This window comes from Borborobacter xinjiangensis (assembly GCF_047739745.1).
In the GTDB taxonomy this organism is placed as follows: domain Bacteria; phylum Pseudomonadota; class Alphaproteobacteria; order Rhizobiales; family Rhizobiaceae; genus Pseudaminobacter.
This window is the reverse complement of the sequence record NZ_JBLLVA010000001.1, coordinates 448,830-462,845: the sequence shown is the minus strand read 5'-3', so window position 1 is coordinate 462,845 and position 14,016 is coordinate 448,830. Positions and strand designations below refer to the sequence as shown.

Annotated in this window: 13 protein-coding genes; 11 read left to right on the top strand and 2 right to left on the bottom strand. The window is 62.3% G+C overall.

Annotated elements, in window-relative coordinates; genetic code table 11:
• Nucleotides 1-130: 130 nt before the first annotated feature.
• From ACLKMW_RS02195 to ACLKMW_RS02155, 9 genes are all read left to right on the top strand, one after another.
• The gene (locus ACLKMW_RS02195) at nt 131-718 is read left to right on the top strand and encodes an amino acid synthesis family protein (protein ID WP_415722731.1); all 588 of its coding nucleotides are present in this window, start codon (nt 131-133) and stop codon (nt 716-718) included.
• On the top strand, nt 711-2,516 hold the full coding sequence (locus tag ACLKMW_RS02190) for an alpha/beta fold hydrolase (RefSeq protein ID WP_415722730.1): 1,806 nt from the start codon (nt 711-713) through the stop codon (nt 2,514-2,516). The genes ACLKMW_RS02195 and ACLKMW_RS02190 overlap by 8 nt, the downstream gene beginning before the upstream one ends.
• A gap of 5 nt (nt 2,517-2,521) precedes the next feature.
• The gene (locus ACLKMW_RS02185; protein ID WP_415722729.1) at nt 2,522-3,559 is read left to right on the top strand and encodes an LLM class flavin-dependent oxidoreductase; all 1,038 of its coding nucleotides are present in this window, start codon (nt 2,522-2,524) and stop codon (nt 3,557-3,559) included.
• A 17-nt stretch (nt 3,560-3,576) separates the two neighbouring features.
• On the top strand, nt 3,577-5,049 hold the full coding sequence (locus tag ACLKMW_RS02180; protein WP_415722728.1) for an aldehyde dehydrogenase: 1,473 nt from the start codon (nt 3,577-3,579) through the stop codon (nt 5,047-5,049).
• A gap of 64 nt (nt 5,050-5,113) precedes the next feature.
• A complete protein-coding gene (locus tag ACLKMW_RS02175) occupies nt 5,114-6,118 on the top strand; it encodes an ABC transporter substrate-binding protein (protein ID WP_415722727.1) in 1,005 nt (334 codons plus the stop codon).
• Between the two features lie 67 nt (nt 6,119-6,185).
• Nucleotides 6,186-7,046, top strand: a complete 861-nt coding sequence (locus tag ACLKMW_RS02170) for an ABC transporter permease (protein WP_415722726.1) — start codon at nt 6,186-6,188, stop codon at nt 7,044-7,046.
• A 1-nt stretch (nt 7,047) separates the two neighbouring features.
• Nucleotides 7,048-7,848: an ABC transporter permease gene (locus ACLKMW_RS02165; RefSeq protein ID WP_415722725.1), complete on the top strand. Its 801-nt coding sequence runs from the start codon at nt 7,048-7,050 to the stop codon at nt 7,846-7,848.
• Nucleotides 7,845-8,918, top strand: a complete 1,074-nt coding sequence (locus ACLKMW_RS02160; protein ID WP_415722724.1) for an ABC transporter ATP-binding protein — start codon at nt 7,845-7,847, stop codon at nt 8,916-8,918. Before ACLKMW_RS02165 ends, ACLKMW_RS02160 begins: the two co-directional genes overlap by 4 nt.
• A gap of 18 nt (nt 8,919-8,936) precedes the next feature.
• Entirely contained in the window at nt 8,937-10,397 is a 1,461-nt protein-coding gene (locus ACLKMW_RS02155) for an NAD-dependent succinate-semialdehyde dehydrogenase (protein ID WP_415722723.1), read from the top strand.
• Nucleotides 10,398-10,458: 61 nt separating this feature from the next.
• Here ACLKMW_RS02155 and ACLKMW_RS02150 read toward each other — a convergent pair whose 3' ends face one another.
• Nucleotides 10,459-12,324, bottom strand: a complete 1,866-nt coding sequence (locus ACLKMW_RS02150; RefSeq protein ID WP_415722722.1) for a L,D-transpeptidase family protein — start codon at nt 12,322-12,324, stop codon at nt 10,459-10,461.
• A gap of 263 nt (nt 12,325-12,587) precedes the next feature.
• Here ACLKMW_RS02150 and ACLKMW_RS02145 point away from each other — a divergent pair, with 263 nt between their 5' ends.
• Both ACLKMW_RS02145 and ACLKMW_RS02140 read left to right on the top strand, forming a co-directional pair.
• Nucleotides 12,588-12,983, top strand: a complete 396-nt coding sequence (locus ACLKMW_RS02145; RefSeq protein ID WP_415722721.1) for a rhodanese-like domain-containing protein — start codon at nt 12,588-12,590, stop codon at nt 12,981-12,983.
• 115 nt (nt 12,984-13,098) lie between these two features.
• Nucleotides 13,099-13,557 carry a MarR family winged helix-turn-helix transcriptional regulator gene (locus tag ACLKMW_RS02140; RefSeq protein ID WP_415722753.1) on the top strand — a complete coding sequence of 153 codons (459 nt, stop codon included), beginning with the start codon at nt 13,099-13,101 and terminating at the stop codon, nt 13,555-13,557.
• A gap of 27 nt (nt 13,558-13,584) precedes the next feature.
• Here the strand turns inward: ACLKMW_RS02140 and ACLKMW_RS02135 are convergent, their stop codons facing one another.
• Entirely contained in the window at nt 13,585-13,935 is a 351-nt protein-coding gene (locus tag ACLKMW_RS02135) for a gamma-butyrobetaine hydroxylase family protein (RefSeq protein ID WP_415722720.1), read from the bottom strand.
• Nucleotides 13,936-14,016 lie beyond the last annotated feature (81 nt).

Sequence of the window (14,016 nt, the reverse complement as noted above, 5' to 3'; positions counted from 1 at the left end):
CAGAACTCCTTTTGCCTTGGCACGAAAACAGATTCGACAGTCCATTGACAAGGAACTTGGCTCCTCGTAGTATGGTATACCATAAGATGGAATGCAACACTCGCCGACCGTCCAACCGACCGAGGATTTCATGACACCCGCCATTCGCAAGATCGTAACCTACTCCGAAACCACGCTGATCGAGGGTGGCAAGGAAGCTCCGCGCCCCTTGCGGCTGATCGGCGTCGCGGCCGTTCTTGACAATCCCTGGGCTGGACAGGGCTTCACCGAAGATCTGTCCCCGGAAATCCTCGCCTACGCGCCGGTTTTGGGTGAGACGCTGACCCGCGAGATCATCGCCATTGCGGGATCCGGCGAGGCGATCGAAGGCTACGGCAAGGCCGCCATTTGCGGCACGGCGGGTGAAATCGAGCATGCGTCGGCGCTGATCCATACGCTGCATTTCGGCAACCACTACCGTCGTGCGGTGGGCGCCAAGACGTATCTTGCCTTCACCAATCTGCGTGGGGGGCCGAACACGCCAATCATGATCCCGCTGATGGACAAGAACGACGAGGGCCGTCGCTCGCACTATCTCACCGTGCATTTCCAGATCGGCGACGCGCCGGCGCCGGACGAACTGGTGGTTGCGCTTGGCGCGTCGGTCGGCGGACGGCCGCATCATCGCATCGGCGATCGCTATCAGGATCTCAAGAAGCTCGGCGATCTCCATGGCTGAACGCTTCGCCATACCGGCGCGCATTCGCGGCAAGACGCCCGAGGGCACCGGCTATATTCGCGCCGGAGTCGGCGAGCCGCTGCTGCTGATCCACGGCGTCGGCATGAATGCCACGATCTGGGAACCACAGATCGATCTGCTGAAAAACCGCTACGACGTGATCGCCATCGACATGCTCGGTCACGGTGAATCGCCGCTGCCACCGGAAGATGCCGGCCTGGCAAATTATGCGGAACAGGCGATCGCCCTGCTCGATCATCTCGGCCTGGCCAGCGCCTCGGTCGTCGGCCACTCGATGGGCGCCCTCGTCGCGCTGGAAATGGCCCTGCGCGCCCCTCAGCGGGTGCGGCGGGTCATATCCCTCAATGCTGTGTTCCGCCGGCCGCCAGCCCTGGCCAAGGCAGTACGCGAACGAGCCGCGGCCATGAACAGTCATGACGATCCGTCTGCCGTGGCCGCGACGATTTCACGTTGGTTCGGGGATCCCGTGCCCGCCGGACTTGCTGGCGCCGCCACGACTGCGCGGGCGGCGCTGGAAAGCGTCGACCCACAGGGTTACGCGCGCACCTATCGGCTTTTCGCGCGCGCCGACGAAGCACATGCCGACAGCCTGTCGCAACTTTCCATGCCCGCTTTGTTCATGACCGGATCGGAGGACAGGAATTCCTCGCCGGCGATGTCGGCGGCGATGGCGCATCTGGCGCCGCAGGGGCAATGCATCGTGCTCGAGGGTGAGCGGCACATGATGACCATCGCCTCGCCCGAAAAAGTAACACGGCACATCACCGCCTTTCTGGAGAGCGACGGCGGGACCTCGCCGAGGGGGACGGAATTGGCTTCCGTCTTCGATCCGGCTGAATTCAGGCAGGCTCTCGGCTCCTTCCTGACTGGCGTCACCATCGTCACCACCATCGGACCCGATGGCGAGCCGCGCGGTTTCACCGCGAACTCCTTCACCTCGGTCTCGCTCGACCCGCCGCTGGTTCTCGTGTGCATCGCCAAGAAGGCATTCGGCCACCCGGTCTTTTCCGCCTCCAAGAGCTTTGCGATCAACATACTGAGCGAAAACCAGAAGGATGCCTCGGGGGTTTTCGCCTCGAAAGCCCCCGACAAATTCGCATCGGTGGCATGGCGCCCGGGGCTGACCGGAAGTCCGGCGATCGACGGTTCTCTGGCCATATTCGACTGCGATCTCGACCAGTTGATCGACGCAGGCGATCACTCGATTCTCATCGGCCGCGTCCTCCACTTTTCCCACAGCGGCGCCCAGCCGCTCGGCTATTGGCGCGGCGGCTATGTCAATCCCGGCCTCAGTCAGGAGGCGCTCGCAGCCTCCCCGCCCAACATGGAGGTCGGAGCCATTCTGGAGGAAGACGGCCGCGTGCTGTTCTTCGAAAGGGAGAATGGCGTGCATGAACTGCCGGTCGGCCGCGGCCTCGGCGCGGCCGAAGAACCTGCAAGCCTCAAGGGACTGTTCGCCGCCAAGGCCATCGATGCCGATCTTGGATTTCTGTTTGCTGTCTGGGACGATGCGGCAAAGCCGGCGCGAACGCACGTCTATTATCGCGGAACATTGGCATCGCCCTGTTCGAGCGACCGCCAGGCGCGGCTGGTCGATATCGACCAGATCGCCACTCTGAAAATCGCCGATCCGGCTGTACGTTCGATGCTTGCCCGCTATGTCCGCGAACGTACGGAAGATGCGTTCGGCGTCTATGTCGGCAGCGAGCTTACCGGCGAGGTTCGTCCGCTCGCCAAAGCCGCCTCCACCACCAGCAACATCTCCCAGTCCGGGTGAATAGAATGAAATTTTCGCTTTTCGTACATATGGAACGCTCCGACTTGTCCAAGCCGCATGTCGAGCTGGTCAAGGAACTCGAAGAGCTTGTCCTGCTGGCCGAAAAGGCAGGGTTTGAAACCGCCTGGATCGGCGAGCATCACGGGATGGAATTCACCATCTCGCCCAACCCGTTCATCAACATCGCCTATCTCGGCGCCAGGACAACGCACATCCGGCTTGGCACCGGCACCGTCGTTGCGCCCTTCTGGCATCCGATAAAGCTTGCCGGCGAGGCGGCGATGACCGACGTCATCACCGGCGGACGACTGGATATCGGCATCGCGCGCGGCGCCTACAGCTATGAGTATGAGCGGTTGTTTCCGGGCCTCGATGCCTGGGGTGCCGGCCAACGCATGCGCGAGATGATCCCGGCGATCCGCGGCCTGTGGGAGGGCGATTTCGAGCTGTCGGGTGAGTTCTGGTCGTTTCCGCCGAGCACCTCCTCGCCGAAGCCGCTGCAGCAACCCCATCCGCCCATCTGGGTCGCCGCGCGCGACCCAAGTTCACATGAGTTCGCCGTCTCAAACGGCTGCAATGTCCAGGTAACGCCGCTTGCATCCGGTGATGGCGAGGTGACAAGCCTCATGGAGCGCTTCAACGCCGCCTGTAAGGCTCATCCGGAGATCAAGCGCCCGGAAATCATGCTGTTGATGCATACTTTCGTCGCCGAGGATGCGGCCGAAGCCGAACGGCTGACCAACGACTTGTCGTTGTTTTATTGCCAGTTCGGCGCCTGGTTCCAGAACAAGAAGCCGGTGCATCAGGGCATTCTGGAACCGCTGACGGAAGAAGAAATTGCCGCGATGCCGCAATATGCGCCGACCAAGATCCGCGAGAATCTGGTGATCGGCGAACCGGCCGAAGTGATTGCCCGGCTCAAGGCCTATGAAGCGCTCGGCTACGACCAATATTCGATCTGGATCGACAGCGGCATTTCGCATGAACGCAAGAAGAAGTCGCTGCAGCTCTTCATCGACAAGGTGATGCCGGCCTTTCAATGACAGCAAGCGAGATCGCAATGACAAGCGCGTTCAGGAACTACATAGATGGCCGCTTCGACGAACCGTCCGCGACCTTCGACAGCATCGATCCATCCACCGGCGCGCCCTGGGCGAAGATGCCGGCGGCATCCGAAGCCGACGTAGACCGCGCCGTCGAAGCCGCGCACCGGGCTCTGACATCGGCGCCCTGGGCCTCGATGACGGCGACCGCCAGGGGCAAGCTGCTGGTGCGGCTCGGCGATCTTGTCGTGGCCAATGCCGACCGGCTGGCCGAGCTCGAAACGCGCGACACCGGCAAGATCATTCGCGAAACGCGCGCGCAGATCGCCTATGTCGGCGACTACTATCGCTACTATGGCGGCCTTGCCGACAAGCATGAAGGCGTGCACGTGCCGATCGACAAGGCCGACATGGATGTCACCATCCGGCGCGAGCCGATCGGCGTCGTCGCGGCCATCGTTCCGTGGAATTCGCAGCTCTTCCTGTCGGCCGTCAAGCTCGGCCCGGCGCTCGCGGCCGGGTGCACGGTGGTGCTGAAAGCCTCCGAAGACGGGCCAGCCCCGCTGCTGGCCTTCGCCGAACTGGTTGAGGAAGCCGGATTCCCGGCCGGAACCGTGAACATCCTGACCGGCTTCGGCCACGATTGCGGCCGCCGCCTGACCAGCCATCCGCTGGTTTCGCGCGTTGCCTTCACCGGCGGCCCGTCGACGGCGCGCAACATCGTCAAGAACACGGCGGAAAACCTCGCCTACACGACGCTTGAGCTCGGCGGCAAGAGCCCGGTCGTGGTGTTTGCCGACGCCGACCTCGACAGTGCCGCGAACGCCGTCGTCGCCGGCATTTTCGCAGCGACCGGCCAGAGCTGCGTTGCCGGCTCCCGGTTGCTGGTTGAGCGTTCGGTGAAGGGAGATTTTCTCGCCCGCCTGAAGCAGAAGGCCGAAGCGATCCGCATCGGCGACCCGCAGGACCCTTCGACCGAGATGGGTCCGCTCGCGACCCTGAAGCAGCGGGAGTGGATCGAGAAAATCGTCGCCGAAAGCCTGGACCAGGGCGGGCGCCTGGTCACCGGGGGCAAGCGACCACAGCAAGAGGCCAAAGGCTACTACTATACGCCGACGATCATCGAGGCTGGCGACGCCGCCCTGCCCTGCGTGCGCGAGGAACTGTTCGGGCCGGTGCTGAGCGTGCTTGCCTTCGACAACGAGGCGCAAGCCCTGGCTCTCGCCAACGACACAGAGTTTGGCCTGGCGTCGGGCGTCTTCACGACCAATCTCGGCAGGGCACATCGCATGGGCCGCAGCATCCATGCCGGCGTCGTCTGGATAAACACCTACCGGGCGGTTTCGCCGCTGGTGCCATTCGGCGGCTACGGCCTCTCCGGACTTGGCCGCGAAGGCGGGCTCGACGCCATTCGCGACTACACCCGCTCGAAATCGGTCTGGATTCGCACATCCGACGAGCCGATCCCGGATCCGTTCGTAATGCGGTGAAACTTAACGGGTCGAGGCTCGCCACCATTGGCGGGCAAAGATCATTCAGGAGGAGAAAAAACGCATGAAACGCATGATAGTAAGCCTGGTCGCGAGCTTGCTTTTGGCAAGCAGCGCCAGCGCGGCGGAAATGGTGTTCACCAGCTGGGGTGGAACGACCCAGGAAGCCCAGACGAAATCCTGGGCGGAACCCTTCGAAGCCGAAACTGGCATCAAGGTGCTGCAGGACGGTCCGACCGACTACGGCAAGCTGAAGGCCATGGTCGAAAGCGGCAGCGTCGCCTGGGACGTCGTCGACGTCGAGATGGACTTCGCCATAAAGGCGGCCAAGGAGGGTCTGCTGGAGCCGATCGACTTCAACGTCGTGCCGAAGGCCGACCTTGATCCGCGCTTCACCACTGACCACGCTGTCGGCAGCTTCTATTATTCCTTCGTGCTTGCCTGGAACAATGGCGCTGTTTCCGACGAGCCGTCCGGTTGGGCCGACATGTTCGATCTGGCGAAGTTTCCCGGCAAGCGCACCTTCTACAAATGGTCGGCACCGGGCGTCATCGAGATCGCGCTGCTGGCGGACGGCGTGCCTGCCGACAAGCTCTATCCGCTCGATCTCGACCGTGCCTTCAAGAAGCTCGATACCATCAAGTCGGAAATCGTCTGGTGGAGCGGCGGCGCGCAGTCGCAGCAACTGATCGCTTCGGGTGAAGCCACTTTCGGCCAACTCTGGAACGGGCGTATTTTCGCCCTTCAGCAGGAAGGCGCCGATGTCGGCGTATCATGGAACCAGAACATGACGGCCGCCGACGTTCTCGTCGTTCCGAAGGGCGCGAAGAACAAGGATGCCGCAATGAAGTTCCTGGCTACGGCAACGAGCCCGAAAGGCCAGGCGTCCTTTGCCGAGGCCAGCGGCTATGCACCGACCAACACGGCAGCCAAGGCGGAGATGCCGGAGGACGTCGTCAAGTCGCTGCCGGACGCCTATGTCGAAGGCCAGATCAACCTCGACATGAACTATTGGGCCGAGAACCGTGATATGATTGCGGAGCGTTGGTATGCCTGGCAGGCCAAATAGCGCCGCCCTCAATTCGAGCCGTCCGGACGCGTTTGCGCGTCCGGATCCCTCAACCGGAACAGCCGTCATGTCGGGCAAGTCGCGTCAAGGGTCTTCAGTGCTGCGCCTGCCGACCGACGCTGCCGGCGCGCTGCCGGCGGTCATCCTCGTCGCCTTTTTCTTTATCGTGCCGGTCGTCGGACTGCTGCTACGCAGTGTTACCGAGCCGACGCCTGGACTTGAGAACTATGCCGCGCTGTTTGGCGACAGCACCTATATGCGGGTGTTCTTCAATACGTTCCTCGTCGCCTCCGTGGTGACAGCCGTCACGATCGTGGTCGCGTTCCCCGTCGCCTGGATGCTGGCCATCATGCCGCCGGCGCTTGGCTCCATCGTCTTTGGCGTCATCATCCTGTCGATGTGGACGAATCTGCTGACACGCACCTATGCGTGGATGGTGCTGCTGCAGCGCACCGGTGTCATCAACCGGACACTGATGAGCCTCGGCATCATCGACGAGCCGCTCCCTCTCATCAACAATCTGACCGGCGTCACCATCGGCATGGTCTACATCATGCTGCCCTTCATGATCCTGCCGCTGGTCGGCACATTGCGCGCGATCGATCCGATGACGCTGCGCGCCGCTGCCCTTTGTGGCGCGAGCCCTTTTGCAGCGTTCCGCCGCATCCTGCTGCCTCTTTCGCTTCCCGGCATCGCCGCCGGAGGCCTGATGGTCTTCGTCATGTCGCTCGGCTATTTCGTCACGCCGGCGCTGCTTGGCGGCACCGCCAACATGATGCTTGCCGAAATGATCGCGCAGATGATCCAGTCGCTCCTCAACTGGGGCCTCGGGAGCGCTGCCGCCTTCGTCCTGCTCGTCTTCACCATGGCCCTGTATGCCGTGCAGTTGCGCATCGTCGGCGCCAAACGGCTGGCGGGAGGCGTCTGAGATGCTGCTCGACTATGATCGCATGGGCTGGCTGCGCGTCGTCCTGCTCGGCATAACCGGGCTGGTCGCCGCCTTCCTTCTGCTGCCGGTGATCTTCATCGTGCTCCTGTCCTTCGGTTCCTCGCGCTGGCTGGCCTTTCCCCCGCCGGGCTGGACGCTGAAATGGTATAAGGAGCTCTTTGCCGATCCCTCCTGGTTCGCGGCGGCCGCCACCAGCGCCCGCATCGCCGCCCTGACGGCGGTGCTTGCAGTGGTTATCGGGCTGCTTGCTTCCTTTGCGCTGGTCAGGGGCCGGTTTCGCGGGCGCGAGACCCTGCGCGGCCTGCTGCTGACGCCGATGGTGCTGCCGGTGGTGGTGTTTGCCATCGCCATCTATGCGTTCTTCCTGCGGCTTGGGCTCGGCGGCACGACGATCGGCTTCGTCATCGCCCACACCGTTCTGGCATTGCCGTTCGCCATCATCCCGATCGCCACGGCCCTGGAGGGTTTCGACAAATCCATCGAGGATGCGGCGATCGTCTGCGGGGCAAGCCCGCTGGAGGCCAAGCTCAGGATCACCCTGCCCTCGATCCGCATCGGCATCTTCTCTGCGGCGATCTTTGCCTTTCTCGCCTCGTGGGACGAGGTCGTGGTGGCGATCTTCATGGCCAGCCCTACCCTCCAGACCTTGCCGGTGAAGATCTGGGGCAGCCTGCGCCAGGATCTGAGCCCGGTGATCGCCGCCGCATCCAGCCTGCTCGTCCTTCTGACCGTGCTTCTGATGATCGTAACGGCGTTTTTGCGCCGGAGGTTCGCAAAATGACCCAGCCCTTCCTTTCCATCCGCCATGTGCGCAAGACGTTCGGCCAGGTGGTCGCCGTCCATGACGTCACGCTCGATGTTCCGAAAGGCGAGTTCCTGACCTTTCTCGGCCCCTCGGGTTCGGGCAAGTCGACCACGCTCTATGCGATAGCCGGCTTTCAGGACCCGACTTCCGGCGACGTGCTGCTGGAAGGCAAGTCCATGCTTTCGGTGCCTTCGCACAAGCGCAATATCGGCATGGTGTTCCAGCGTTATACGTTGTTCCCGCATCTGACAGTCGCCGAGAACGTAGCGTTTCCGTTGCGGGTGCGCCGCCGCCCGGATGCCGAGGTGAAGCGCAAGGTCGCCGACATGCTGTCGCTGGTGCGGCTCGACAACTTCGCCGACCGGCGGCCCGGCGCCTTGTCCGGCGGCCAGCAGCAGCGTGTGGCCCTTGCCCGCGCGCTTGCCTACGATCCGCCGATCCTGCTGATGGACGAGCCGCTCTCGGCTCTCGACAAGAAGCTGCGGGAAGAGATTCAGGCCGAAATCCGGCGCATTCACCGCGAAACGGGCGTCACCATCCTCTATGTCACGCACGATCAGGAGGAAGCGCTGCATCTGTCGGATCGAATCGCGCTGTTCAATGAAGGCCGCATCGAGCAGACAGGCACCGGCGAAGATCTCTACTTGCGCCCGAACAGCGAATTCGTCGCTGGCTTCATCGGCAATTCGAACTTCCTGCCGGCCGAATGTCTCGAAACAGCGAACGGCTCGGCGACGATCCGGCTCGCCGATGGTTCGATCGTCTCCGGCGTGAAGGCAAACCAGCAGCTCGGCCGGGGCCAGAAGGCTCGGCTGATGGTGCGGCCGGAGGCATTTCGCTTGAGCCCAGGCGAGGCGAGCGCCAGCCTTGCCGTCGAGTTCGTCGACGCTGCATTCTTCGGCGAACGGCGGCGCGTCGTCGCGCGCACCGCCGCCGGCCAGGAACTCGACATCAGGCCGACATCCGATCTCGCGGGGGGCCGAGAGGCGATGTCCGGCCGGCAGGTGTTCTTCGATCCGGCCGCCGCCTTCCTGTTCCCCGCCTGACGAGATCGCGGAAAACCGATGCAACCAACTCCCCTGCCGCTGGCCGACCCGGCCTTGCTCCAGCATTTGTGCCTGGTCGATGGTGAATTCGTCGGTACGCCTGCCGACCCGGTCGAGAATCCCGCGGACGGCAAGATCATCGCGAACGTGCCTCGCTTCGGCGCGGAGGAAGCCACCCGCGCGGTCGAAGCGGCCAAACGCGCCTTCCCCGCATGGGCGGAGCGCGCCGCCAAGGAACGAAGCGCCATTCTGCGGCGCTGGTTCGATCTGATCACCGAGCATCGCCGGGACCTGGCGCGCATCCTGACTACCGAGCAGGGCAAACCGCTTGCCGAAGCGCTTGGCGAGATCGACTATGCCGCCGCCTATGTCGAATTCTACGCCGAGGAAGCCAAGCGCATTGCCGGCGAAATCCTGCCCAGCCATCGAACCGATGCCAGGATTCTCGTCATGCGCCAACCAGTCGGCGTCGTCGCGGCGATCACCCCCTGGAACTTTCCGGCGGCTATGATCACACGCAAGATCGCGCCAGCGCTTGCCGCCGGCTGCACCGTCGTGGTCAAACCCGCACCCGACACGCCGCTCACCGCACTTGCGCTTGCGGAACTGGCGCAGCGCGCCGGTTTTCCGGCCGGCGTCGTCAATGTCGTTACCGGCGATGCCGTGGCGATCGGCTCCGTGCTTACGTCGCATCCGGCGGTTCGTGTCGTCAGCTTCACCGGCTCGACCGAGGTCGGCAAGCTGCTGATGCGCCAATGCGCCGGCACCGTGAAGAAGGTCGCGCTGGAGCTCGGCGGCAACGCTCCCTTCATCGTCTTTGCCGATGCCGATCTCGACGCCGCGGTCGAAGGCGCGATGGTCTCCAAGTTCCGCAACATGGGCCAGACTTGCGTCTGCACCAACCGCTTCTATGCCCATGCCGACATCTATGAAGCCTTTGTCGAAAAGCTTGCCGCTGCCGTTGAACGGCTGAAGGTCGGCAACGGCAGCGATGAGGGCGTATCGCAGGGGCCGCTGATCAATGAGGCGGCGGTCAGCAAGGTGGAACGCCACATTGCCGACGCGCTTCAACGGAGAGGCCGGCTCGTCGCCGGTGGCCGCCGCCACGCACTTGGCCGCACCTTCTTCCAGCCGACGGTCCTTGCCGACGCGAACGAAGAAATGGAGCTTGCGCAGGAGGAGACCTTTGGCCCGCTGGCTGCGGTCTTCCGTTTCGACAACGAAGACGAGGTGATCGCCAGGGCCAACGACACTCAATTCGGGCTGGCGGCCTATTTCTTCACCCAGGATGTCGCCCGGGTGTTCCGCGTGACCGAACGCCTGGAATACGGCATGGTCGGCGTCAATTCGGGAGCGATCTCCACCGAGCTAGCCCCTTTTGGCGGCATCAAGGAAAGCGGCAATTCACGGGAAGGCTCGCATCACGGCATCGACGAATATGTCGAGAAGAAATACGCCCTTATAGGCGCAATAGGCTGAGCCGAAGGCGAGACCCTAGGTCGCAAATCATCTCGGAGGCCGATGGACAGGCCGTCAGCGTTTAGCTGCCAGGTGCTCGAAGCGCCTCGGTTTTCTCCAGCGCCACTTGCAGCCGTGCATCGCGATCGTACACGTCGCCGAAATACTCGACCTTGCCATCCATGTTCGGCCAGGCGGTGAAATAGGCGACATAGACCGGGATCTTGCGCTTCACACGTTCGGTGGAGTGCCCCTGCTTAAGCTTCTGCGCGATATGCTCGACGCTGGTGCCGAGCACCGCGGCGGCCATGCCTCGAGGGTCCTTCAAGCGAACGCAACCATGGCTGAAGGCTCTCGTATCGCGATCGAATAGCGCCTTTTGCGGCGTGTCGTGCATGTAGATCGCATGCTTGTTGGGGAACAGTATCTTCAGTTCGCCAAGCGCATTGGCTTCGCTCGGCGTCTGGCGGATGCTGTAGGGAACCTTGGCCCCGTACTGCCCCCAGTTGATCGACGAGGAAGGGATGCGGCGGCCCTTCGAATCAGTGACCTCATAGCCCGAGCGGTCGAGATAACCGGGGTCGTTGCGCAGCCGAGGCAGCATCTCGTTGACGATGATCGACTGCGGCACGCCCCAATAGGGATTGTAGTCGACCTGCTCGATTTCGTCGTAGAAGAAGCTGGTCTGGTTCGTCGTTCTACCTATGACCACGCGCGTTTTCAGCTTTTCAGTCTGGCCCTCTATATAGGTTGCGCTGAAGGCCGGCTGATTGATGAACACGCGAGGGCTGCCGAGATCGGACGGAAGCCAGCGTATCTGTTCAAGCGCGAAAGCCACCTTTGCGAGCCGATCGGCCTTGGATGTGCCGGCAAGCTCGGCCACCGTGCGTGGCCCGATCACGCCGTCGGGCTTCAATCCAGCCTTCGCCTGAACGGCCTTGATGATCGGAACCAGTTCCTCGCCATAAAGCTCGCTGGTACCAAGCCGGGCGAGCATCTCGCCGTACTCGCCGCCGAGTTCGTCGTCGAGGTCGCGCGCGATAAGCTGCAGCAGTTTCGGCAGTTCCTGGCTTGTCTCGCCTGGCTTAAGCAGGAGTTTGGCGTCGACCACGATCTCGTTTTCCGAACTGGCCTTCAGCGCCTCCAGTTCGACGCGCAGCGCCTGATACTCCGGATTTTGCGGATGCCGGGATTCCAGATAGGTGCGCACCTCGCCGGTATGCGCCAGGGTTTTCAGCACGCCCGGCAGATCGAGCTTCTTCAGCGGAAGGTCATGATAGCCCGACAGCCGGTTCGGATTTACGCGGCCGTTCTGCGCGTCATGCACATAGCGCAGCACGCGCGCCGACAGCGCCATTTCGAATCGCATCAGCTCGCGCTGCCGTGCCGCCGCATTTTCGAGCGAGTAGCCGGTCGGCGGCACTGTGACGGCGTAGTCAACCGCTTCCAGGCCGTGACTGCCTGCCTCGCTCAACACGCGCACCGCCTCGCGAGCCCGTCCGTTGGCCGTGGCGCCCGAAATCCAGATGTAGGAGGGATTGACGGCATAATACTCGGCAATCGCCTTGGCGACATCCTTCTCCGCCAGAAGCTCGAATTCCTCCAACCCGCCGAGCCCCTCGTAAAAGCCGGTCCGGTTCAGCGTTGGCTCGAAGGAAGCCGGCTGCGGCGCTGCCAGCAGATTTGAGAAGTCGACGCGCACCAGCGGGTCGACCTTGTAGGTATAGTAGGAGGGGCTGGAGATCTTTGCCGGCGCGACCTGCTTCCGGGCGACGTTCCTCTCCTTCTTCGGAGCCGGCGGAAATTCGTTCTTGGAGGAATGCTTGACACCACCACCGAACAGCGCTTCGAAAAAGCCCTGGGCTCCGGCTTGGGGCAGCTCGACCGTCAGAGACGCGACAAGGGCAACCAATGGAATGACCGCTGCTTTTCTTGCGAAGGATGTCATGCTTTTCCCGTTCCGCCCGGTCAGCCGACCGGATTCCTATGGCTTCGCGAAAGCAAACCGCCCGACAGCGGACACTGAACGCGACCATATCCGATTCATACTGATTAGGTTAAGGGACTATGAATTTCCACGTGCCGGCTGATAGACCGTTGCATAAGATTGTCAGTGTTGCCGAAACGCCAGAATGGCTGACCGACGATGCGGACTGGATGATCATGCGATCAACGATGCTTAGACAAGCCAGTCACAAGGGGGGACTTGTCATGAAATTGGGTTACAAAGCCCTGCTCGATCAGGCCAATGCTGAAATCGAGGCGATCTCGCCGCAAGATGCCGCGGTCCTGCTTGAAGATGCCGGGACGGTATTTGTCGATTTGCGTGACCCGCGTGAATTGCAGCGTGAAGGCAAAATTCCCGGGGCGACCCACTGCCCGCGCGGCATGCTCGAATTCTGGATCGATCCGGAAAGCCCGTATCACAAGCCGATCTTTGCCTCCGGCAAGACCTTCATATTCTATTGCGCCAGCGGCTGGCGCTCGGCACTCGCCACCAAAACGGCTCAGGATATGGGCCTCGCTCCGGTGAAACATATCCAGGGCGGTATAACAGCCTGGAAAAAGGCCGATCTGCCGGTCGAGATGCCGGACAATCCCGCCTGACTCCGAAGAACGCACCGGACTTCGCTCCTGCAAAATTCGCTGCGGATGACCTTCCCGGCGATTGGTGCCATATTGGCGAACCGCAAACAGTTCAATCGTGAACACACCAGTCGATATGGACGATAAGCAGGACCTTCCCTGGAACAATCCGCGTTTTCGCAACTGGATTGCGTTGGTGCGAGCCGAAAAGGCCGTCGTTACCGCGCTGGCGAGAGCGCTTCAGCCGCTCGACCTTAAAATTGCGCAATTGGATATGCTGATGAACCTTCACCGGCATCCGGGCATGTCGCAGCATGAACTCGCCAGAAAATTGCTCGTCGGGCGTTCCAACATCACCATGCTGCTCCCGCAGTTGGAGATGCGCGGCCTTCTAAGTCGTGAGAACGACGTCAAGGATAAGCGAGTGATGCGGCTTGCCCTGACTGCCGAAGGCGAAAAACTGCTGATGGAGGCGCTGCACGTCTATAACGGCCTGATCGAAAAGGTGATGGCGCAGTCGACGCCCGCCGAATGCGACCGTATGGGCGCCGTGATGCTGCGCATCTGCGAAGCGATGAAGACCGAACCCGAATGACGAGCAGCGCTGGGCGAAGCCGAATTTCTACCCGCGCGACAGGCCCTTGGCCGCGAGATCGGTGAGATAGGCATTCCAGCGTTCTTCCTTCTCACGGCCGAGGGCATGCAGATAATCCCAGCTGAAAATACCGGTGTCGTGCCTGTCATCGAAGATGATGCGCACGGCGTAATTGCCCACCGGCTCGATTTTCGAGATCTCGACGTCTTTCTTGCCAGGCACCGTCACTCGCTGCTCGGGCGAATGCCCCTGCACTTCGGCTGACGGCGACACCACCCGCAGGAACTCGGCCGTCAGCTCGAAGGGCTGATGCCCGGCAAATGTGACTGTCAGCAGCTTGCGGTCTTTCGAGACCCTGAGTTCCTTAGGTGCGGCCATAGCGTACGTCCCATCTTTGGAATGTCTTCCACTAGCGCCTTTTGACCTCGCGGCAAAGGCTCGGTAGCTGTGTCAACAAGA

Excerpts from the sequence above, each read along its gene's own strand:
- ACLKMW_RS02160 (WP_415722724.1), top strand. The coding sequence starts at position 7,845 with ATGACCCAGCCCTTCCTTTCCATCCGCCATGTGCGCAAGACGTTCGGC.
- ACLKMW_RS02165 (WP_415722725.1), top strand. The coding sequence starts at position 7,048 with ATGCTGCTCGACTATGATCGCATGGGCTGGCTGCGCGTCGTCCTGCTC.
- ACLKMW_RS02175 (WP_415722727.1), top strand. The coding sequence starts at position 5,114 with ATGAAACGCATGATAGTAAGCCTGGTCGCGAGCTTGCTTTTGGCAAGC.
- ACLKMW_RS02185 (WP_415722729.1), top strand. The coding sequence starts at position 2,522 with ATGAAATTTTCGCTTTTCGTACATATGGAACGCTCCGACTTGTCCAAG.
- ACLKMW_RS02170 (WP_415722726.1), top strand. The coding sequence starts at position 6,186 with ATGTCGGGCAAGTCGCGTCAAGGGTCTTCAGTGCTGCGCCTGCCGACC.
- ACLKMW_RS02145 (WP_415722721.1), top strand. The coding sequence starts at position 12,588 with ATGAAATTGGGTTACAAAGCCCTGCTCGATCAGGCCAATGCTGAAATC.
- ACLKMW_RS02195 (WP_415722731.1), top strand. The coding sequence starts at position 131 with ATGACACCCGCCATTCGCAAGATCGTAACCTACTCCGAAACCACGCTG.
- ACLKMW_RS02140 (WP_415722753.1), top strand. The coding sequence starts at position 13,099 with ATGGACGATAAGCAGGACCTTCCCTGGAACAATCCGCGTTTTCGCAAC.
- ACLKMW_RS02180 (WP_415722728.1), top strand. The coding sequence starts at position 3,577 with ATGACAAGCGCGTTCAGGAACTACATAGATGGCCGCTTCGACGAACCG.
- ACLKMW_RS02155 (WP_415722723.1), top strand. The coding sequence starts at position 8,937 with ATGCAACCAACTCCCCTGCCGCTGGCCGACCCGGCCTTGCTCCAGCAT.
- ACLKMW_RS02190 (WP_415722730.1), top strand. The coding sequence starts at position 711 with ATGGCTGAACGCTTCGCCATACCGGCGCGCATTCGCGGCAAGACGCCC.
- ACLKMW_RS02135 (WP_415722720.1), bottom strand. The coding sequence starts at position 13,935 with ATGGCCGCACCTAAGGAACTCAGGGTCTCGAAAGACCGCAAGCTGCTG.
- ACLKMW_RS02150 (WP_415722722.1), bottom strand. The coding sequence starts at position 12,324 with ATGACATCCTTCGCAAGAAAAGCAGCGGTCATTCCATTGGTTGCCCTT.